The following is an 18,374-nucleotide window of genomic DNA, read 5'->3' on the forward strand; positions in this document are numbered from 1 at the left end:
GCAGCCTGCGCAATCTCCTGCGCGGGCTGCCCGTTTTGGTCGGTGCGGCTCCAGAGTTCGACCCGGCGCAGGCACCCGGCGACCCCGTCGCACTGTTCATCCAATGGTTGTTGCACGCTGTCGACAGCGGCATCGTGGAGCCGCACGCGATGACGTTGTCGACGGTCGGCGCGGCGGCCGGAACCGGCGGTGCGCGGCCGTCGGCGCGGGTGCTGATCCTCAAAGACATCGATGCCGCCGGTTGGCATTTCGGAGTCAGCTCGGCGAGCCGCAAGGGCGCCGACCTCGCCCGCAATCCGGCTGTCTCACTGACGTTTTACTGGCCCGCGCTGGGCCGTCAGGTCAGGGTCGACGGCATTGCCCTCCCCGACCCGCCACCGGTGACTGCCGACGACTTCCTGGCCCGCTCGGAAGGCGCCCGGGCGATGGTGCTCACCGGCCGGCAGAGCGAGCCCTACGACGATCCGGCAGAGATCAGCGAGGCCCTGGCCAAGGCGCACCTGGAGCTCGAACGCTCCCCCACCCTGGTGCCCGCCGAATGGGTGTCGTATGCGGTACAGGCCGACGCGGTCGAATTCTGGCAGGCCGACTCCACCCGCCGGCACCGCAGGCTGCGTTATGAACGTGACGGGACGAGCTGGTCAACGACGCTGCTCTGGCCGTAGCGGAGAACGGGGCTGTGACGACGGCTCAGCCGAAGCGAGACGGAAGCTCCAGTACCTCACCCAGCCGACGCAGGTACAGCCACGGAATAACCGGCATGGCGGCAGTGCCGACCCCAGCCAGCCCGTAGCAGACCCACGAGCCGGTGTCCTTGCCGACGGCCATCAGGTAGGTGGCCAACGCGACCAGGGTCAAGGCGCCGCCCAGCGCGCCGGCCAGCACCGTGATGCCACGCAGCAGCACCCGATCCACCTGAGCCTGGTTGGGCAGCACCGGGCGTGTGCTGGCCGCCCGCCGGCCCGGAGCGTCGAAACCGCGCTGCGGGAGCGGGGCGTTCTGGCGCAGCGGCTTGGCCGGCGCCGGGGACGGGAAGCCGGGGGGCCGCGGAGGGCTGGGCTGGCGCGCCCGGAGCAGCACCGGGATGGCCGCGAGGATGACCAACGCGGACACCCCGATCACGATGTAGAGCAGGCCGCTGTGCGAACTCTTGGTCGGCTCGTGAAAGCCCCGCCCCAGATCGACGAGCGCCACCGTGGCCGCCACGCTCATGCCCAGCCACGTCAGCCAGATCGCGGCGCACGCGCCCAGCAGGACACGATCGGTGACCTCCGGGGACTGCCCCGGTCGAATGAATCGCTCTACCATGTTCCCGCCGGTCATCCGCAGCTCGTCGCCGGTGCGTCGTTGCTGTTGGAGAACAACACCCTACCGTCACTGCTGGTGATCGAGCAGTTCAGTTTGCTCAGCCGCAGCATGCTGGTGGCCTCCACCGAACCGATCTCGGACTGGGATATCGGGGTCAGGGTCAGCGACCACGGGATGTAGGCGTTGCGCTGCGTGCGACGTTGCCCGGACGCATCCACGTAGGTGATCGTGATCTGGTCGAACGGCGCCTTGGTGCCCGTCACCGAGTAGGTCACCTGCAGCGGCTTCGGCGGGGTGGTCGTGGTGGTCTCCTGCGTCGTGGTCGATGGCTCGGGCGCCGGCTCCTCGCTCGGCGGCGGCGGGGGCGGCGGCTCCTCGCTGCTGGGCGGCGGGGGCGGCGCGGTGGTGCTGGTGCTGGTCCGGGTGATCTCGTCCTGCACCGGCGGCACCGAGACCGTGCTGCTCGTCGTGCCGGGCGTAGCCAGATCGTGAGTCTCGGTGCGGGCGAACAGCAACGCCACCGACACCACCAGGGAGACCGCGGCGATGATCACGGTGACACCGACCACCCACGGCCACCGTGGCGTCTTGGCGTCCAGGTCCGGTTCGTCGGGTGCGTCGTAGTTGTCGTAGTCGTAGAGCCGCGGATCCACCGGGACGTAGGGCCCGCTCAGAAACTGCTCGGATTCGGGAGCCGAATACGCCTGCGAGTAGGCGGTGTTGTCCGGAGCAGCGGCGGTAGGAGTGGCAGCCACGTCGTCAAGCGGCTGGATCTCTCCGCCTGCCTCGGGGGCCAGGTCAGAGGCCGGCTGACCGTTGCCGGAGCCCTCGTCTCCAGAGCCCGCCTCTGGGGGATTCGGCCCGCTCATTCCCGCCTATCCTGTTCAAACCGCCGCGCCACGCCCTGACCGGTTGCGGTCGACATCAACCACCGTTGGTCATTGTGCATCGGCAACCCTACCCAAATGGGTCGACACGGCGGAGGCGACGGAGGTGTGGTCAGTGTTTCTCGGGGCCGATGTAGTACTCGAAGACCAGTCCGGCCACGCTCGACAACACGAACACCACTCCGGCAGCGATCAGCCACGGGAGCCACAGGGCGATTCCGACAGCGGCCACCGACCCGGACAACGCGACCAGAATGGGCCACCAGCTGTGCGGGCTGAAAAAGCCCAGCTCGCCGGCGCCGTCACTGACCTCGGCCGCTTCGTAGTCCTCGGGACGAGTGTCCAGCCGGCGTGCCACGAACCGGAAGAAGGTGGCCACGATCATGGCCATCATCCCGGTCAGGAACAGCGCGGTGGTGCCGGCCCATTCCACGCCGCCGGTGGCGAACTTCCCGGTCAGCACCGCGTAGATCACCCCGACCACCAGGAAGAAGGTGGCGACGAACTCGAACAGCCTGGATTCGATGCGCATGCGGTTGTCCCTACTTGTTGCTGGCTTGCGGGGCTAGCAGGCCACGGCGGCTGTCGAACGGGAACGTGGTGGTCGCCAGCGGTTCCTGCTTGATCGCCTCCAGCGCCTCGGCGTTGGTCTTTCCGGCGATGCGCTGATCCAGATAGGCCTTGAAGTCGTTGGGCGAGACCACTCGGACTTCGAAGTTCATCATCGCGTGGTAGGTGCCGCACATCTCGGCGCAGTGGCCGACGAACGCGCCTTCCTTGGTGATCTCGGAGACCTGGAAGGTGTTCACCTGGTTGTTGCGTTCGGGCCAGGCGATGACGTCGCGCTTGAACAGGAACTCGGGCACCCAGAAGGCGTGGATGACGTCGGCCGAGTTGAGCACGAACTCGATGCGCTTACCGCTGGGCAGCACCAACACCGGGATCTCGCCGGTGGTGCCCACCGTCTCGATCTTGTCGAAGTTGAGGTAGGTGCGGTCCTCGGTGTTGAGGCCGCGCACCGGGCCGACCAGTTCTTCGCCGTGCGCGTCGACGCCCTCGGGCTTGGAGGCCATCGCGTCCTTGCGGGCCGGGTCCACCCCGTCGTAGCTCAGCGTATGGTCGTGGAAGTCGACCTTCTGGTAGCCGAACTTCCAGTTCCACTGGAAGGCGGTGACGTCGACGACGACCTCCGGGTCGGGCTCGTGGTGCAGCATCTCCTCCTGGACCACGACGGTGAAGTAGAAGATCACCGCGACGGCCAGGAACGGCAAGACGGTCAGCCCGAGCTCCAGCGGCATGTTGTAGCCGAACTGGCGCGGCAGCTCAGTGTCGGTCGCCTTCTTACGGTGGAAGATCATCGACCAGAAGATCATTCCCCAGACCAGCCCACCGATCACCACCGAAGCGATGACCATGCCGATCCACAGCTGGTAGTTCGCCTCGGCCTGCGGCGTGATGCCCTTGGGCCAGCCGAAACCGACCACATCGGTCCAGTCGACGCTGCAACCGCTGAGCGTCACCGCCAGCAGTCCGAGCACGCTGACCGCGGTCAGCGGTCGAAGCAGACGGCGATGTGCAACGCCCTGCCCGCGACGTGTCACGTTGGTGCCTCCTCGAGTCACAGAACGGGCCGACTGACCCGGCGGAGCAGTCGAATACTACGCAGCGTAGACCACCCGGATCACCGAGGTTTGATGTACCTGCCGGTTGGCCGCCCCAGTGTGTTGACCGCCTCATCCGACTCCCCCGGTCCGCACCCGCCCTGCGCAGGCCTACATGGTTAAAGGCCGATACCGGTGCGGCATACTGGGACCCGATGTGTGGACTGCTGGCCTTCGTCTGTGCCCCGGCCGGCACGACACCGGGCCCTGATGTGGCCGAAGTCGCCGGCGCGGTGTCGCGCGCAACCCACCTGATGCGCCACCGCGGCCCGGACGAGCCAGGCGGCATCTGGGCCGGCGACCGCGTGGTGTTCGGCTTCAACCGGCTGTCGTTCATCGACATCGCCCATTCGCACCAGCCCATGCGGTGGGGCCCGCCGGAGGCTCCGGAGCGCTACGAACTGGTGTTCAACGGCGAGATTTACAACTACCTGGAGTTACGCGAAGAGCTGGCCGCCGAGCACGGCGCGGTGTTCGCCACCGACGGCGACGGCGAGGCGATCGTCGCGGGCTACCACTACTGGGGCGTCGACGTGCTGACGCGGTTGCGCGGCATGTTCGCCTTCGCGGTGTGGGACACCGTGGCCGGCGAGCTGTTCTGCGCCCGCGACCCGTTCGGGATCAAACCGCTGTTCATGGCGTCCGGCCCGGGCGGCACGGTGGTGGGCAGCGAGAAGAAGTGCCTGCTGGACCTGGCCGACGTGGTGGGTTTCGACACCGACATCGACGCCCGCGCCGTCCAGCACTACACGGTGCTGCAGTACGTGCCGGAACCGGAGACGCTGCACCGCGGCATCCGCCGGCTGGAGTCGGGCTGCTACGCCCGGATTCGGCCCGGCGGCGCGCCGGAGACCACTCGCTATTTCCGGCCGCGGTTCGACGCCACCCCGATCACCCGCGACACCGAGCAAGCCCGCTACGACGAGATCACCGCGGTGCTGGAGGATTCGGTGGCCAAGCACATGCGGGCCGACGTCACCGTCGGCGCGTTTCTGTCCGGGGGGATCGACTCCACCGCGATCGCGGCGCTGGCGATGCGGCACAACCCCAAGCTGATCACCTTCACCACCGGGTTCGAGCGGGAGGGCTTCTCCGAGATCGACGTGGCCGCCGCGTCCGCCGAGGCGATCGGCGCCCGGCACGTGGTCAAGGTGGTGAGCCCGGCCGAGTTCGTCGCCGCCCTGCCCGAGATCGTCTGGTATCTGGACGACCCGGTCGCCGACCCGGCCCTGGTTCCGCTGTACTTCATCGCCGCCGAAGCCCGCAAGCACGTCAAGGTGGTGCTCTCCGGCGAAGGCGCCGACGAGCTGTTCGGCGGCTACACGATCTACCGCGAGCCGCTGTCGCTGCGCCCGTTCGACTACCTGCCGGCGCCGGTGCGCCGGTCGCTGGGCAAGGCGTCGCGGCCGTTGCCCGAGGGAATGCGCGGCAAGAGCCTGCTGCACCGCGGGTCGCTGACGCTGGAAGAGCGCTACTACGGCAACGCGCGCAGCTTCTCCGACGAGCAACTGCGCGCGGTACTGCCCGGCTTCTCCCCCGAATGGACCCACACCGACGTCACCGCGCCGCTGTATGCCGAATCGGCCGGCTGGGACCCGGTGGCCCGGATGCAGCACATCGACCTGTTCACCTGGCTGCGCGGCGACATCCTGGTCAAGGCCGACAAGATGACCATGGCCAATTCACTGGAGCTGCGGGTGCCGTTCCTGGACCCTGAGGTGTTCGCGGTGGCGTCGCGGCTTCCGGTATCGGCCAAGATCACCCGCACCACCACCAAGTACGCGCTGCGCCGGGCGCTGGAGCCGATCATTCCCGCGCACGTGCTGCACCGCCCCAAGCTCGGCTTCCCGGTGCCGTTGCGGCACTGGCTGCGCGCCGGTGAGCTGCTGGAGTGGGCGTACGCCACGGTGGACGCCACCGGCGCCGATCACCTGATCGATGTCGCCGCCGTGCGCACGATGCTCGACGAACACCGCGTCGGCACCGCCGATCACAGCCGTCGGCTGTGGACCGTGCTGATCTTCATGTTGTGGCACGCGATCTTCGTCGAGCACAGCGTGGTGCCCGCCATCCGGGAGCCGGACTACCCGGTGCGGCTGTAGCCGTTCACTCTGCGCCCACCAGGCCAGCTACTCGCACGTTTGCCTGGTAGGCGCAGAGTCAGCGTCGATTACTTGAGCGCAGCGCTGATCTCGGCTGCGGCCGCGTCACCGTAGGCGTCCGCCAACCGGCTCACCGCGACGTCGCGGTCCCACACCCACTCCTGGGTTCCGGTGGACTCCAGCACCAGCACGGCCACCAGCGAACCGAGCTGCGCGGAGCGCTCCAGGTTCAGCCCGGCGCTGCGTCCGGTGAGGAAGCCGGCGCGGAAGGCGTCGCCGACCCCGGTCGGGTCGGTCTGGGACTTCTCCGGAACCACGCCGACGTGGATGCGGGAGCCGTCCGGGGAGACGATGTCGACGCCGTCGCCGCCCAGGGTGGTCACCCGCAGCCCGACCTGCTTGGCGACGTCGGCCTCGGTCCAGCCGGTCTTAGACAGCAGCAGATCCCACTCGTAGTCGTTGGTGAACAGGTAGGTGGCACCGTCGATGAGCTTGCGGATCTCGTCCCCGGTCAGCCGGGCCAACTGCTGCGACGGGTCGGCGGCGAACGCCAGCCCGAGCTTGCGGCACTCCTCGGTGTGCAGGAACATCGCCTCGGGGTCGTTGGCCCCGACGATCACCAGCTCCGGCTTCCCCGCGGTCTCGACCAGCTTGGCCAGCGAGATGTTGCGGGCCTCCGACATCGCGCCGGGGTAGAACGACGCGATCTGGGCCATGTCCTGGTCGGTGGTGCAGACAAACCGGGCGGTATGCGCGGTCGTCGAGGTCAGCACGTGGTCGCAGTTGACCCCGTGGGAGACCAGCCACTGCCGGTAGTCGGCGAAGTCCGCGCCGGCGGCACCGACCAGGGCGGCGTCACCACCGAGCACACCGATGGCGAAGGCGATGTTGCCCGCCACCCCACCGCGGTGCACCACCAGGTCGTCGACCAGGAAGCTCAGCGACACCTTCTGCAGGTGATCGGCCAGCAGCTGTTCGGAAAACCGACCCGGAAAGCGCATCAGATGGTCGGTCGCGATCGAACCGGTCACCGCAATCGTCACTGAAGAATCCCCCTCGTATGGTCACCATGGGCCTGGATGTGGGTACCCACGGTAGCGGTCCGGTGCCGCCGGTTCGTCGTCGGGCAGCACAAAACCCCCGACGTTCAGGTGTTATTCAGGCGCTCAGTTGAACGAGTCGCCGCACGAGCACGAGCCGCCGGCGTTGGGGTTCTCGATGGTGAAGCCCTGCTTGTCGATCTGGTCGGCGTAGCCGATCTCGGCTCCTTGCAGATACGGCGCGCTCATCCGGTCGACGGTCAGCGTGACGCCGTTGAACTCCGCGACCACGTCACCGTCGAGGCTGCGGTCGTCGAAGAACAGGTTGTAGCGCAGGCCGGCGCAGCCGCCCGGCTGGACCGAGATCCGCAGGGTCAGGTCGTCACGACCTTCCTGTTCCAGCAGCGCCTTCACCTTGGCCGCGGCCTCATCGGTCAAGACCACGCCGTGAGACTCGGTGGCCGACTGATCTCGAACAGTCATTGCGTCTCCCTATTGCGGTTGATCATGGGGGCGGGCCCGACCTCGACGCGAGGCACTCGAGCCCACCACAACAACGATACCCTGCGCCAACGTGTTCCCCACCCATGCGGCGAACCCGGCGATTAGCGAGGCTCGACGCAGGAGAGGCGAAGCTGGAGCGCCGAATCACCCGGGCTAGCCCGCCGGGCGGCCACCGATCTGCGCCGCCGTGACGGCGGTCAGCCCGATCAGCTGGTTCGCGGCGTCGATCAGGGCCAGCCCCACCGAGCCGGCATAATCGGCGATCGCCCGGGCGGCCAACACGCCGGCCGACCGCAATGCCGGTTCGTCCAGGCTGATCTGTCCGGCCAACACCAGCAGCGGTATCTCCCGCGCCCGGGCCGCAGCCGCCAGCGAACCGATCACCTTTCCGTGCAGCGACTGCTGGTCGAAGTGGCCCTCGCCGGTGACCAGGACGTCGGTGCCGGCGAGCGCGGCCTCCAGACCGGTGTGACGGGCCACGATCTCCGCCCCGGACTCGACGGTGCCGCCCAGGGCCAGCACGGCTGCTCCGATCCCCCCGGCCGCCCCGGCGCCCGACGCGGAGCTGGCCTCCCATCCGGCGGCGGCGTCCAGTTCGGTCGCCCAGGCGGCCAGCCGGCTCTCGAGTACCGCGACCGTGGCCGCGTCGGCGCCCTTCTGCGGGCCGAACACGCGGGCCGCGCCCCACGGCCCCAGCAGTGGGTATTCGACGTCGCAGGCCGCGACCAGTTCGACCCCCGCGAGCCGCCGTCGGCCAGCGGCCAGGCCGCCCAGTTCATCGACCATGCCGCGGCCCCCGTCGGTGCAGGCACTGCCGCCGAGGCCGACGACGATCCGCTGCGCCCCGGCCGCCAGCGCCACCGCGACAAGCTGGCCCACGCCGGCGCTGTGGGCGACCAGGGCGGTCCGTGGTGACGGCGGTTCGCCGAGCAGTGCCAGCCCGCAGGCCTGCGCGCACTCCAGGTAGGCGGTCTTGGTTTCGGCGTCCCAGACCCATTCCGCCTCGACCGACTCCTCCAGCGGCCCGATGACCCGCGACCGCTGCACGGTGCCCAGCGCGGTGGCCAGCACCGCGACAAAGCCTGGGCCACCATCAGACTGCGGTGCGATCGCCAGCCGGTCGTGTGGTCGGCTGCGATGCCAGCCCGTCGAGATGGCGGCGGCGGCCTGCACCGCGGTCAGGCTCTCGCCGAAACAGTCCGGCGCGATCAGCACCCGAAGCACCCGCACCCGAGAACCGGCTGAGCCGCCGACACCCGGGTGATCAGCCATCTCTGCAGCGTATTCCAGGCGCGCGGACGGCGACGCAGGCCGGGCGGAGGAGGCAAGTAATCTGGCGGGCGTGAAGTTGCCGGGGCGCAGAAAAGACGAGACTCAGCCCGCTGAGTCCGTGGTCTCCGCCGTCTCTCTCGACGGCGACGAGTCTGAGGACGCCGGTCGCGGCGGTGTGACCCCGCCCAAGGGCCGGCCCACCCCCAAGCGCAGCGCCGCGGCCAAGCGTCGCGGCCCGGTGGCACCGGCGCCGATGACCTCCGCGGAGGCCCGGGCCCGGCGCAAGTCGCTGGCCGGCCCGAAGCTGAGCAAAGAGGAACGCCGGATCGCGAAGGCGCAGCGCCGTGAGCGAATGGCCGACCGCCGGCAACGGATGCTGGCCGGCGACGAGTCCGCGTTGCTGGAACGCGACCGCGGCCCGGTACGCCGGTATGTTCGCGACATCGTCGACGCCCGCTACAACCTGTTGGGCCTATTCATGCCGGTCGCGCTGGGGCTGATGTTCATCATGATGGCGGTCCCGCAGATCCAGTACTACATTTCGCCGGCGATGATGCTGCTGATGGTCTTGATGGCCGTCGACGGAGTGCTGGTGGCCCGCAAGGCCGGCAGGCTGGTCGACGCCAAGTTCCCCGACAATCTCGAAAGCCGTTGGAAGCTGGGGCTGTACGCCGCCAGCCGCGCCTCCACGCTGCGCCGTATGCGAGCACCCCGCCCGCAGGTGCGGCGCGGCGAACGCCTCGACTGAGCCCGAATCGGGGCCGACAACCTTGGATTTCCCGGATTTCCCACCGGTCAGCCCGCCCGATGCCGAGGTGGCGGCGGCCGCCTGGGCCCGGCAGGACGCCCTGACCAAGCCCGCGGGTTCACTGGGCCGCCTGGAGGCTCTGTCGGTCTGGGCCGCGTCCTGTCAAGGGCATTGTCCGCCAAGACAATTCGAGCGTGTTCGCATTGTGGTGTTCGCCGGCGATCACGGTGTGACCCGGGAACGGGTGTCCGCCTACCCCGCCGAGGTGACGGCGCAGATGGTCGCCAACATCGACCGTGGCGGGGCGGCCATCAACGCGCTGGCCGCCGTCGGCGGGGCCGGGGTGCGGGTGGTGGACATGGCCGTAAACGGAGAAGCCACCAGTGCCTACAAGGTGCGTCGCGGCAGCGGTGACATCACGTGCGAGGACGCCCTGACCGCCGAGGAGACCCTCGCCGCGGTCGAAGCGGGCCGGCGAATCGCCGACGAAGAAGTCGACGGCGGAGCAGATCTGCTCATCCCCGGCGATATGGGAATTGGAAATACCACCGTCGCAACGACATTGATCGCCGCGCTGACCGGCGCCGAGCCCGCCGAGGTGGTGGGCCACGGGACGGGGATCGATGACGCCGGCTGGGCGCGCAAGACGGCGGCAGTGCGCGACGCGCTCTTCCGATCCCGCCCGCAGCACGCCGATCCTCTGGCGTTGCTGCGCTGCTGCGGCGGCGCCGACTTGGCGGCGCTGGCGGGCTTCTGCGCCCAGGCCGCGGTGCGGCGCACCCCGGTGCTGCTCGACGGCGTGGCGTCGACGGCTGCCGCACTGGTGGCCGACCGGCTGGCCCCCGGGGCTCGGGCCTGGTGGCAGGCCGGGCATCGTTCGCCGGAGCCGGCGCACGCGATGGCCTGCGCGGCTCTGAGTCTGGAGCCAATCCTCGACCTGCGGATGCGGTTGGGCGAGGGCACCGGCGCCGCGGTGGCGCTGCCGGTGCTGCGCGCCGCCGTCGCGGCGTTGTCGTCGATGTCGACCTTCGCCGAGGCGGGTGTGTCCGGGCCGGCCGACGGGGCGCCCGGGTGATCCGTTCACTGGTCGCCGCGGTGGGGTTCGGAACGGCCGTGCGGCTGCCGGGGGCGGCAGCCCATCCGCCGGGGCGCGGGGCGCTGACGGCGCTGCCGGTGATCGGCGCCGCTCTCGGCGCGCTGGCCGCGGCCGTGGTGTGGGCCGGCGGATATGCCTTCGGCCCGGGCAGCCCGGTGACCGGCCTACTGGCCGTGGCGGCGCTGCTGGCCGCCACCCGTGGGCTGCACATCGACGGGGTGGCCGACACCGCCGACGGCCTGGGGTGCTATCGGCCCGCGCCGCAGGCGCTGCAGGTGATGCGCGAGGGATCGACCGGCCCGTTCGGGGTCGTCGCGGTGGTGTTGGTGATCGGCTTGCAGGCGACCACCTTCCCGATGCTGAGCGCCGGGCAGATCGTGGTCGCGGTCTGCGCCGGCCGGGTGGCCGCCGTGCTGGCCTGCCTTCGCTCGGTGCCCGCCGCTGCGGGAAGCATGCTGGGCGCCACGGTGGCCGGCAGTCAGCCGCTGCCGGTCGCGGCCGCCTGGGTAGTGGCGCTGCTCGTCGGGGCGATACCTGCCGGCGCGGCGCCGTGGCACGGGCCGGCGGCCGTCGCGGTGGCCCTATGTTGCGCCGCCGTTCTGGTCAGACACTGTGTGCGCCGCCTGGGTGGTATCACCGGCGACGTGCTGGGGGCCGTCATCGAGTGGACGACGACGCTGGTCGCAGTGGCTCTGGCCGCGCTCTGACCACTTCGAACGAGCAACGCATTTCTCCGGACTTATACACATTTCTCCCACCCGGATTCTTACCTTCAGGGTAGTTTTGTAAAAATTGGTCGGCATTAACATCTGGTCCACGGGGAGGGGCGCCGATGGCTCGCCACCATAGTTACAGCAAGCGGAGTCGGGAATCACGCAAGGCGATGACCGACGGCAGCGTCGATGACGGCTATCCCGATTGTTGTGAGTGCATGACCGAGGACTGGTCGGCGTTGGCCGACGAGATCATCCTGCCGTCAGATCCGGTGGGCTGAGCTGCGGCTCAGTCCAGCCGGGCCATCCACCCGTGGGTGTCGGCGAAGGTGCCGCGCTGGATTCCGGTCAGGGTGTCGCGCAGCGCCATGGTGACCTCACCGGGCTGGCCGTCGGCGATGGTGAACTCGCCGTCGGCGGATTTGACCTGCGAGACCGGAGTGATGACGGCGGCCGTTCCGCAGGCGAAGACCTCGGTGATCTCACCGGAGGCGGCTTTCTTCTGCCATTCACTGACATCGATCTTGCGTTCTTCGACAGCGAACCCGGCGTCACTTGCCAACTGCAACAACGAATCCCGTGTGATACCCGGCAGCAGTGAGCCGGACAGCTCGGGAGTGACCAGGCGCGCCGACCCACCGGTGCCGAACACGAAGAACAGGTTCATCCCGCCCATCTCTTCGACGTAGCGGCGCTCGGCCGCATCCAGCCACACCACCTGGTCGCAGCCGTTGTCGGCGGCCTGCGCCTGGGCGACCAGCGACGCGGCGTAGTTACCGCCGAACTTGGCCGCGCCGGTACCGCCGGGGCAGGCCCGCACGTACTCGGTCGACAGCCACACGCTCACCGGCTTGATCCCGCCCTTGAAGTACGCCCCGGCCGGTGAGCCCATCACCAGGCAGCGGTACTCATTGGCCGGGCGCACCCCCAGCCCCGGCTCGGTGGCGAAGACGAACGGGCGGAGGTAGAGCGATTCCTCACCGCCCGGCGCGGGCACCCAGGCTCCGTCCACGGCGATCAACTGCCGCAACGACTCGATGAACAGATCGTCGGGCAACTCCGGAATCGCCAGCCGCCGCGACGACGCGCGCATCCGGGCAGCATTTGCCTCCGGCCGGAACGAGACGATCGATCCGTCGGTCCACCGGTAGGCCTTGAGCCCTTCGAACACCTCTTGCGCGTAGTGCAGGACGATGGCCGACGGGTCCAGTTCGATGGGCCCGTAAGGGATGACCCGCGCATTGTGCCAACCCGCGTCCACGGTGTAGTCGATCGACACCATGTGGTCGGTGTGGTATTTACCGAAACCCGGCTCCGCCAAAATGGATTCGCGCACCTCGTCGGGCGTCGGGTTCGCGGTGACCGACACGTGGAACTCGAGGAGGCTGCTCGTCATGCAGCGATTGTATAACCGGTGCGCTAGCGGGTTTTTGCCGTGACGAACGGCGGCGTCACCACCTCGCATTCGACGGCGCGGCCGCGCACGTCGACATCCAGCCGTCCACCATCTTTGATGCCCGCATCTACGTCGATCAGTGCCAGCGCAATACCGGCCTTCAGCGTCGGCGAGAACGTGCCCGACGTGGTGACCCCGACCCGGCGGTCACCGTCGAGCACGGCCAGGTCGGCACGCAGCACTCCCCGACCCGTGGCGCGCAGACCGCGCAGCAGCCGAGCCGGGCCGGCGGCTTTCTCCGCCAGCAGCGCGTCGCGGCCGAAGAACGATTCCTTCTTCCAGCCGATCGCCCAACCGCAGCGGGCCTGCAGCGGCGAGATGGTCGGCGACAGTTCGTGTCCGTGCAGCGCGTAGCCCATCTCGGTGCGCAGGGTGTCGCGGGCGCCCAGGCCGGCCGGCTCACCACCGATCTGCCGTACGGCCTCTACCAGTGCGTCGAACACCGGCCCCGCGGATTCCCACTCCGGCAGCAGCTCGTAGCCGTGTTCACCGGTGTAACCGGACCGGCACACCCGGACCGGCACGCCGGCGAAGGCGGCATCGGCGAACGCCATGTAGTCCATTTCGGTCGGCAGGCCGAGACCGGCGACCACTTCCGTCGACCGCGGGCCCTGCACCGCCAGCACTGCGCGCGACCGGTGTTCGTCGGTGATCGTCACCCCGGCCGGAGCCACTTCCTGCAGGGCAGCCACCACGGCTGCGGTGTTAGCGGCGTTGGGCACCAGGAAGATCTCGTCGTCGGAGACGTAGTAGGCGATCAGGTCGTCGATTACGCCACCGGATTCATTGCAGCACAACGTGTATTGAGCCTGCCCCGGCACGATCCTGGCCAGGTCGTTGGTGAGCGTCGCATTGACGAAGGCCGCCGCACCCGGACCGCGAACGGTCGCCTTACCCAGGTGGCTGACATCGAAGAGGCCCACCGTTTCGCGGGTGGCATTGTGCTCGGCGACCGTGCCGGCGTAGGACACCGGCATCAGCCACCCGCCGAACTCGGCGAAGCTGGCGCCCAGCGCGCGGTGGCGGTCTTCCAGGGGTCCGTGTTGCAGTTCGCTCACGTCGAGCCACCCTAATCGGCACACTGGTGTGAATGGTGGATTGGGATGCGCTCGAGGCTGCCGGTATCGCTGACCCCAGGGGCCGTGCGGGCCTGGTCGAGTACCTCGACGGCCTGGGTTTCACCGTCGAAGAGATGGCCGAGGCCGAGCGCCAGGGCCGGTTGTTCGGCTTGGCCGGTGACGCGGTGGGACGCTCGGGCCCGCCCGACTACACGTTGCGCACCGCGGCCGAGGCGCTGGGTCTGCCGGTCGACGACGTCGCGCAGGCGTGGCGGATGCTCGGGCTCACTGTTCCCGGCCCGGACACGCCCGCGCTGAGTCAGGCCGACGTGGACGGGCTGGCCACCTGGGTCCAGATGCGGTCCTATCTCGGGGAGCCCGTCGACGGCTTTCTGCGGGTGCTGGGGGCCACGATGGCGCGGCTGGCCGAGGCCGAGTCGTCGATGATCCGGCTCAGCGAGCCCGACATGTGGCTGGGCCACACCCGCGACGAACTGCGCACCGCCCGGGCCTGGCGCTCGGTCGCGGGCTATATCCCGCGTATCGGCGCCATGATCGACGCCGTCCACCGCCAGCATCAGGTCAGCCACCGGACCTTCCTCGAGGGGCTGGCCGGCGGGCCGGCGGCCAGCCTGATGTGCGGCGTCGGGTTCGCCGACCTGACCGGTTTCACCGCGCTGACCCAGGTCCTCACCTCCGCGGAGCTGGCGACGCTGCTCACCGATTTCGCCGGCACCGTCGCCGACGTCGTGCATTGCGACGGTGGGCGGGTGGTCAAGTTCATCGGTGACGCGGTGATGTGGGTGAGTGCGACCGGAGAACTGCTGGCCAGGGCGGCGATCGACCTTGTCGACCACCCGAAGGCCCGCAAAGCCGGATTGCAGGTACGTGCCGGTGTGGCCTACGGCGAGATGGTGGCCATCAACGGCGATTACTTCGGCACCCCGGTCAATCTGGCCGCGCGCCTGGTGGATGCGGCCGCACCCGGCCAGGTGCTGGCCTCTACCTGCGTCCGCGACGAACTCCCCGACTGGCCGGCAACCCTGCAGGAACCGTTGACGCTCAAGGGTTTCGACGAACCCGTCCCGGCATACCAATTGCACCCGAACCCAGATCGTTAGGGTGAGTGCTTGTGAGCACTGAACCCGGATACCCCGCCCCCTCCGTCACTGTCGCCTCCTCGCTGCCCGCCAACGCGGATGAGGCCGTGCTGATCGTGCCGATCGTCGCAGCCGATGACGAGGCCGAATCCGGCGCTTCAGCCACGGTCGCCGCTACCGAGCCGGCGCTGCCCGCCGAGGCGGTCGCTGAGATCGAGGCTGGTCTGCGCGCGCTGGGCGCCAAGGGCAGCAGTGAGCAGGTGAACCGGCTCGTGGTGGCATCGCTGCCGGTGGCCAGTGTGGTGACCGTCGGACTGGGCAAGGCGCGCGATTCCTGGCCGGCCGACACCGTCCGGCGGGCCGCCGGAAGTGCGGCACGTTCACTCAACGGCACCTCGACGGTGATCAGCATGCTGAGCGGGCTGCCCGGTGACGGGGTACTCGCCGCCGGCGTCGAGGGGCTGCTGCTGGGCGGCTACCGATTCACCGCCTTCCGCAGCGAGAAGACCGCCCCCAAGGAACCCGGCCTGCGGTCCGTGACCGTGCTGTCCACCGCGGCCAACGCCGAGGCGCAGGCGGCGCGCGGCGCCGACATCGCCGCCGCGGTGGCCACCGCGCGCGACTTCGTCAACACCCCGCCGAGTCACCTGTTTCCGGCCGAATTCGCCGACCGCGCCAGGGCATTGGGCGAGTCGGCCGGCCTGGAGGTCGAGGTGCTCGACGAGCAGGCGCTCGCCGACGCCGGCTACGGCGGGGTGATCGGTGTCGGTCAGGGCTCCTCGCGCGCGCCGCGTCTGGTGCGACTGACCCATCGTGGATCACGCCTGGCCCCGAATCCGGCCGGCGCGAAGAAGGTGGCGCTGGTCGGCAAGGGCATCACCTTCGACACCGGGGGCATCTCGATCAAGCCGGCGGCCTCGATGCACCACATGACCTCCGACATGGGCGGGGCGGCCGCGGTGATCGCGACGGTCGTGCTCGCTGCGCGTCGCGGGCTGACGGTCGACGTGACCGCGACCGTGCCGATGGCCGAGAACATGCCGTCGTCGACCGCGCAGCGCCCGGGCGACGTGCTCACGCAGTACGGCGGCACCACCGTCGAGGTGCTCAACACCGACGCCGAAGGCCGGCTGATCCTGGCCGATGCGATCGTGCGGGCCTGCGAGGACGACCCGGACTACCTCATTGAGACCTCGACGCTGACCGGCGCGCAGACGGTGGCGCTCGGCGCGCGCATCCCCGGGGTTATGGGCTCAGACGAGTTCCGCGACCGAGTGGCAGCGATCTCGCAGGCCGTCGGCGAGAACGGCTGGCCGATGCCGTTGCCCGACGAGCTCAAAGAGGACCTGAAGTCGACGGTGGCCGACCTGGCCAACGTCAGTGGCCAGCGTTTCGCCGGCATGCTGGTCGCCGGGGTGTTCCTGCGTGAGTTCGTGGCCGACGGAGTGGCCTGGGTGCATATCGACGTTGCCGGGCCGGCCTATAACTCCGGCGGCGCCTGGGGCTACACCGGCAAGGGTGGCACCGGGGTGCCGACTCGCACCATGTTCGCGGTGCTGGAAGACATCGCCGCGAACGGCTGACCCACGGTCGGCCGTCAGGCTTGGACTTCCGCGTCTGGCGCGCTCTGCGGCGTCGGCGCCGGGCGGTGCAGGCTTTCCACGCCCTGTTGAAACGACAGCGCAGCACTTTGCACCAGCATCAACCCGGCGAACACGACAACCCAGCACCAGGCTTCCGACGAATCCAGGTGCGATGCCACATCGGTTTTCGGCAGCGCCGCCATCGAGCGAACGATCGCCGCGATGATGACGACGGTGCTCAAGTACGGAAACGCCGTCCGAATCCGCGCGGCCATGGACCCGATCGGCGATTCGCTACGCCGGCGCCCGCGCCCGAGGAACCAGCCGATCGCACAGGCGATCGCGATGCCCGCCGTGATGGGCACAGACAGCCGGTTGGCGTCGTCCCACAGCGGCTGCAACGGCCGATGCGCCTGCTGGTCACCCAGCGAGAGCGCCAGGTCGGTCAGCGTCGCCTCCACGAAGAACACCGCGATCGGCGGGACCAGGACCGCCACAATGAACACGCAGTGTCTGATCAGCGTTCCGGCGCTGCCCGACACGAACTGCACGACCGCGTACAGCAGAATGTAGAGCGAGGCCACAAACGATATGCCGCCCAACAGTTCTGCGGACGTGGCACGGCCGCTGGCCACCGCACACCCCTGTTCACCGGCCAGCAGACTGTATTGCACCGCGGTCAGGAACAGCCCGAGAAATGCGTTCATCAGCGCGACCCCGGTGAGGGTCTCGTGCTCGACCTCGCGAGGGTCCGGCGAATGACCATCGCTACGACGCCGGTACGCGCGATCAAGCACCAGATTGATGACGACGAACGCGAAACCGGCCAGCAAACCGGCTAGTTGGGCGTAGTTGCGGGCCACGATGGATACGTCGAAGCCGGTCCACAGCTCACAGGTTGCGGCGATCTGCTCAGCGGGCACCCGCGAGATAGTAGTGACGCTTCAGCGGCCGCAGTAGTGCTTTGGCGGACTGCGTTTCGTGCACTACTGCACAGTGCCGAGAGCCGTTCGACCGCCACCTCAGTGTGTGCCCGCGGCACCGCAATGACAGGATGGTTTTCGACAGTCCACCTGGGCACCGCCCTCGCCGCACCACTGACGTGGTATCCAGGAAACGACGTGCAGCGACCGATCGAGCGAGGAGTCAACAACGATGGCCTTCTCAGTCCAGATGCCCGCCCTCGGTGAGAGCGTCACCGAGGGAACGGTGACCCGCTGGCTCAAGCAGGAAGGCGACACCGTCGAGGTTGACGAGCCGCTCCTGGAGGTCTCCACCGACAAGGTCGACACCGAGATCCCGTCACCGGTAGCGGGTGTGCTGACCAAGATCATCGCCGGCGAGGACACCACGGTCGAGGTCGGCGGTGAGCTGGCGTTGATCGGTGAGGCCGGGGACAGCGCCGCGGCGCCGGCGGCCCCCGCGGCACCGGCAGCCGAGCCCCCACCCGCGCCGGCTGAGCCGGCACCCGCTGCCGAGGCACCGGCCGAGCCGGCCGCCGCTGCTCCCCCGCCCGCCGCCCCGGAGGCTCCTGCACCCGCCGGTGACGGCACCCCGGTGCTCATGCCCGAGCTGGGTGAGTCGGTCACCGAAGGCACCGTGACGCGCTGGCTCAAGCAGGTCGGTGACACCGTCGAGGTCGACGAGCCGCTGGTGGAGGTCTCCACCGACAAGGTCGACACCGAGATTCCGTCACCGGTGGCCGGCACCCTGCTGTCGATCACCGCCGGCGAGGACACCACTGTCGAGGTCGGCGGTGAATTGGCCAGAATCGGCTCCGGTGCCCCGGCGGCCCCCGCCGCCGCGCCGGCTCCCACGCCCGCTCCCACCGCTCCCGCCCCTGCAC

At 69.3% G+C, this 18,374-nt stretch carries 19 protein-coding genes; 9 read left to right on the forward strand and 10 right to left on the reverse strand.

Annotated elements, in window-relative coordinates; genetic code table 11:
• Window positions 1-35: 35 nt before the first annotated feature.
• The gene (locus ABW16_RS20675) at window positions 36-665 is read left to right on the forward strand and encodes a pyridoxine/pyridoxamine 5'-phosphate oxidase (protein WP_082134245.1); all 630 of its coding nucleotides are present in this window, start codon (window positions 36-38) and stop codon (window positions 663-665) included.
• Between the two features lie 25 nt (window positions 666-690).
• Here the strand turns inward: ABW16_RS20675 and ABW16_RS20680 are convergent, their stop codons facing one another.
• The 4 genes from ABW16_RS20680 to ctaC all read right to left on the reverse strand — a co-directional run bounded on the left by ABW16_RS20680 (window position 691) and on the right by ctaC (window position 3,817).
• Window positions 691-1,323 carry a DUF2561 family protein gene (locus tag ABW16_RS20680; RefSeq protein ID WP_412178219.1) on the reverse strand — a complete coding sequence of 211 codons (633 nt, stop codon included), beginning with the start codon at window positions 1,321-1,323 and terminating at the stop codon, window positions 691-693.
• On the reverse strand, window positions 1,320-2,177 hold the full coding sequence (locus ABW16_RS20685; RefSeq protein ID WP_047321063.1) for an MmpS family transport accessory protein: 858 nt from the start codon (window positions 2,175-2,177) through the stop codon (window positions 1,320-1,322). Before ABW16_RS20685 ends, ABW16_RS20680 begins: the two co-directional genes overlap by 4 nt.
• A 130-nt stretch (window positions 2,178-2,307) precedes the next feature.
• Entirely contained in the window at window positions 2,308-2,727 is a 420-nt protein-coding gene (locus ABW16_RS20690; RefSeq protein WP_047321064.1) for a cytochrome c oxidase subunit 4, read from the reverse strand.
• Between the two features lie 10 nt (window positions 2,728-2,737).
• Window positions 2,738-3,817 (reverse strand): aa3-type cytochrome oxidase subunit II, encoded by a 1,080-nt coding sequence (gene ctaC, locus ABW16_RS20695; protein WP_047321065.1) that lies wholly within the window; start codon window positions 3,815-3,817, stop codon window positions 2,738-2,740.
• A gap of 194 nt (window positions 3,818-4,011) precedes the next feature.
• On the opposite strand from ctaC, the gene asnB reads away from it, so the two are divergent.
• Window positions 4,012-5,958: an asparagine synthase (glutamine-hydrolyzing) gene (asnB, locus tag ABW16_RS20700; protein ID WP_047321066.1), complete on the forward strand. Its 1,947-nt coding sequence runs from the start codon at window positions 4,012-4,014 to the stop codon at window positions 5,956-5,958.
• A gap of 68 nt (window positions 5,959-6,026) precedes the next feature.
• Here the strand turns inward: asnB and ABW16_RS20705 are convergent, their stop codons facing one another.
• The 3 genes from ABW16_RS20705 to ABW16_RS20715 form a co-directional block, all read right to left on the reverse strand.
• Complete coding sequence (locus tag ABW16_RS20705; protein ID WP_047321067.1) at window positions 6,027-7,001, reverse strand: carbohydrate kinase family protein; 975 nt, start codon at window positions 6,999-7,001, stop codon at window positions 6,027-6,029.
• 123 nt (window positions 7,002-7,124) lie between these two features.
• Window positions 7,125-7,481: a HesB/IscA family protein gene (locus ABW16_RS20710; RefSeq protein ID WP_047321068.1), complete on the reverse strand. Its 357-nt coding sequence runs from the start codon at window positions 7,479-7,481 to the stop codon at window positions 7,125-7,127.
• A 174-nt stretch (window positions 7,482-7,655) separates the two neighbouring features.
• On the reverse strand, window positions 7,656-8,774 hold the full coding sequence (locus tag ABW16_RS20715; protein WP_047321069.1) for a glycerate kinase family protein: 1,119 nt from the start codon (window positions 8,772-8,774) through the stop codon (window positions 7,656-7,658).
• A 118-nt stretch (window positions 8,775-8,892) separates the two neighbouring features.
• Between ABW16_RS20715 and ABW16_RS20720 the strand changes: the two genes are divergently transcribed.
• From ABW16_RS20720 to ABW16_RS26595, 4 genes are all read left to right on the forward strand, one after another.
• Complete coding sequence (locus tag ABW16_RS20720; RefSeq protein WP_412178220.1) at window positions 8,893-9,522, forward strand: DUF3043 domain-containing protein; 630 nt, start codon at window positions 8,893-8,895, stop codon at window positions 9,520-9,522.
• Window positions 9,523-9,544: 22 nt separating this feature from the next.
• Window positions 9,545-10,597, forward strand: coding sequence for a nicotinate-nucleotide--dimethylbenzimidazole phosphoribosyltransferase (gene cobT / locus ABW16_RS20725; RefSeq protein WP_047321071.1), 1,053 nt, complete (start codon window positions 9,545-9,547; stop codon window positions 10,595-10,597).
• Window positions 10,594-11,325: an adenosylcobinamide-GDP ribazoletransferase gene (locus ABW16_RS20730; protein WP_047321072.1), complete on the forward strand. Its 732-nt coding sequence runs from the start codon at window positions 10,594-10,596 to the stop codon at window positions 11,323-11,325. Before cobT ends, ABW16_RS20730 begins: the two co-directional genes overlap by 4 nt.
• A 125-nt stretch (window positions 11,326-11,450) precedes the next feature.
• Window positions 11,451-11,612, forward strand: a complete 162-nt coding sequence (locus ABW16_RS26595) for a hypothetical protein (RefSeq protein ID WP_157864266.1) — start codon at window positions 11,451-11,453, stop codon at window positions 11,610-11,612.
• A gap of 8 nt (window positions 11,613-11,620) precedes the next feature.
• On the opposite strand, the gene ABW16_RS20735 is transcribed toward ABW16_RS26595, so the two are convergent.
• Together ABW16_RS20735 and gcvT are read right to left on the reverse strand one after the other, a co-directional pair.
• A complete protein-coding gene (locus tag ABW16_RS20735; RefSeq protein WP_047321073.1) occupies window positions 11,621-12,727 on the reverse strand; it encodes a branched-chain amino acid aminotransferase in 1,107 nt (368 codons plus the stop codon).
• 23 nt (window positions 12,728-12,750) lie between these two features.
• On the reverse strand, window positions 12,751-13,845 hold the full coding sequence (gene gcvT / locus ABW16_RS20740; RefSeq protein WP_047321074.1) for a glycine cleavage system aminomethyltransferase GcvT: 1,095 nt from the start codon (window positions 13,843-13,845) through the stop codon (window positions 12,751-12,753).
• A 32-nt stretch (window positions 13,846-13,877) separates the two neighbouring features.
• On the opposite strand from gcvT, the gene ABW16_RS20745 reads away from it, so the two are divergent.
• Window positions 13,878-14,966, forward strand: a complete 1,089-nt coding sequence (locus ABW16_RS20745) for an adenylate/guanylate cyclase domain-containing protein (RefSeq protein ID WP_047321075.1) — start codon at window positions 13,878-13,880, stop codon at window positions 14,964-14,966.
• Between the two features lie 11 nt (window positions 14,967-14,977).
• Window positions 14,978-16,528, forward strand: coding sequence for a leucyl aminopeptidase (locus ABW16_RS20750; RefSeq protein ID WP_047321076.1), 1,551 nt, complete (start codon window positions 14,978-14,980; stop codon window positions 16,526-16,528).
• A 14-nt stretch (window positions 16,529-16,542) separates the two neighbouring features.
• Here the strand turns inward: ABW16_RS20750 and ABW16_RS20755 are convergent, their stop codons facing one another.
• Window positions 16,543-17,451: a hypothetical protein gene (locus ABW16_RS20755; protein WP_052957028.1), complete on the reverse strand. Its 909-nt coding sequence runs from the start codon at window positions 17,449-17,451 to the stop codon at window positions 16,543-16,545.
• A gap of 232 nt (window positions 17,452-17,683) precedes the next feature.
• Between ABW16_RS20755 and ABW16_RS20760 the strand changes: the two genes are divergently transcribed.
• A partial coding sequence (locus tag ABW16_RS20760; protein WP_047321077.1) for a biotin/lipoyl-containing protein occupies window positions 17,684-18,374 on the forward strand: 691 nt, incomplete at its 3' end.

The sequence above is a fragment of the Mycolicibacter heraklionensis genome (assembly GCF_001021505.1).
Lineage (GTDB): Bacteria > Actinomycetota > Actinomycetes > Mycobacteriales > Mycobacteriaceae > Mycobacterium > Mycobacterium heraklionense.

What these genes read in the sequence shown, in the direction of transcription:
- ABW16_RS20735 (WP_047321073.1), bottom strand. Translation starts at nt 12,727, where the DNA reads ATGACGAGCAGCCTCCTCGAGTTCCACGTGTCGGTCACCGCGAACCCG.
- ABW16_RS20685 (WP_047321063.1), bottom strand. Translation starts at nt 2,177, where the DNA reads ATGAGCGGGCCGAATCCCCCAGAGGCGGGCTCTGGAGACGAGGGCTCC.
- ABW16_RS20680 (WP_412178219.1), bottom strand. Translation starts at nt 1,323, where the DNA reads ATGACCGGCGGGAACATGGTAGAGCGATTCATTCGACCGGGGCAGTCC.
- ABW16_RS20745 (WP_047321075.1), top strand. Translation starts at nt 13,878, where the DNA reads ATGGTGGATTGGGATGCGCTCGAGGCTGCCGGTATCGCTGACCCCAGG.
- ABW16_RS20715 (WP_047321069.1), bottom strand. Translation starts at nt 8,774, where the DNA reads ATGGCTGATCACCCGGGTGTCGGCGGCTCAGCCGGTTCTCGGGTGCGG.
- ABW16_RS20690 (WP_047321064.1), bottom strand. Translation starts at nt 2,727, where the DNA reads ATGCGCATCGAATCCAGGCTGTTCGAGTTCGTCGCCACCTTCTTCCTG.
- ABW16_RS26595 (WP_157864266.1), top strand. Translation starts at nt 11,451, where the DNA reads ATGGCTCGCCACCATAGTTACAGCAAGCGGAGTCGGGAATCACGCAAG.
- asnB (WP_047321066.1), top strand. Translation starts at nt 4,012, where the DNA reads ATGTGTGGACTGCTGGCCTTCGTCTGTGCCCCGGCCGGCACGACACCG.
- ABW16_RS20710 (WP_047321068.1), bottom strand. Translation starts at nt 7,481, where the DNA reads ATGACTGTTCGAGATCAGTCGGCCACCGAGTCTCACGGCGTGGTCTTG.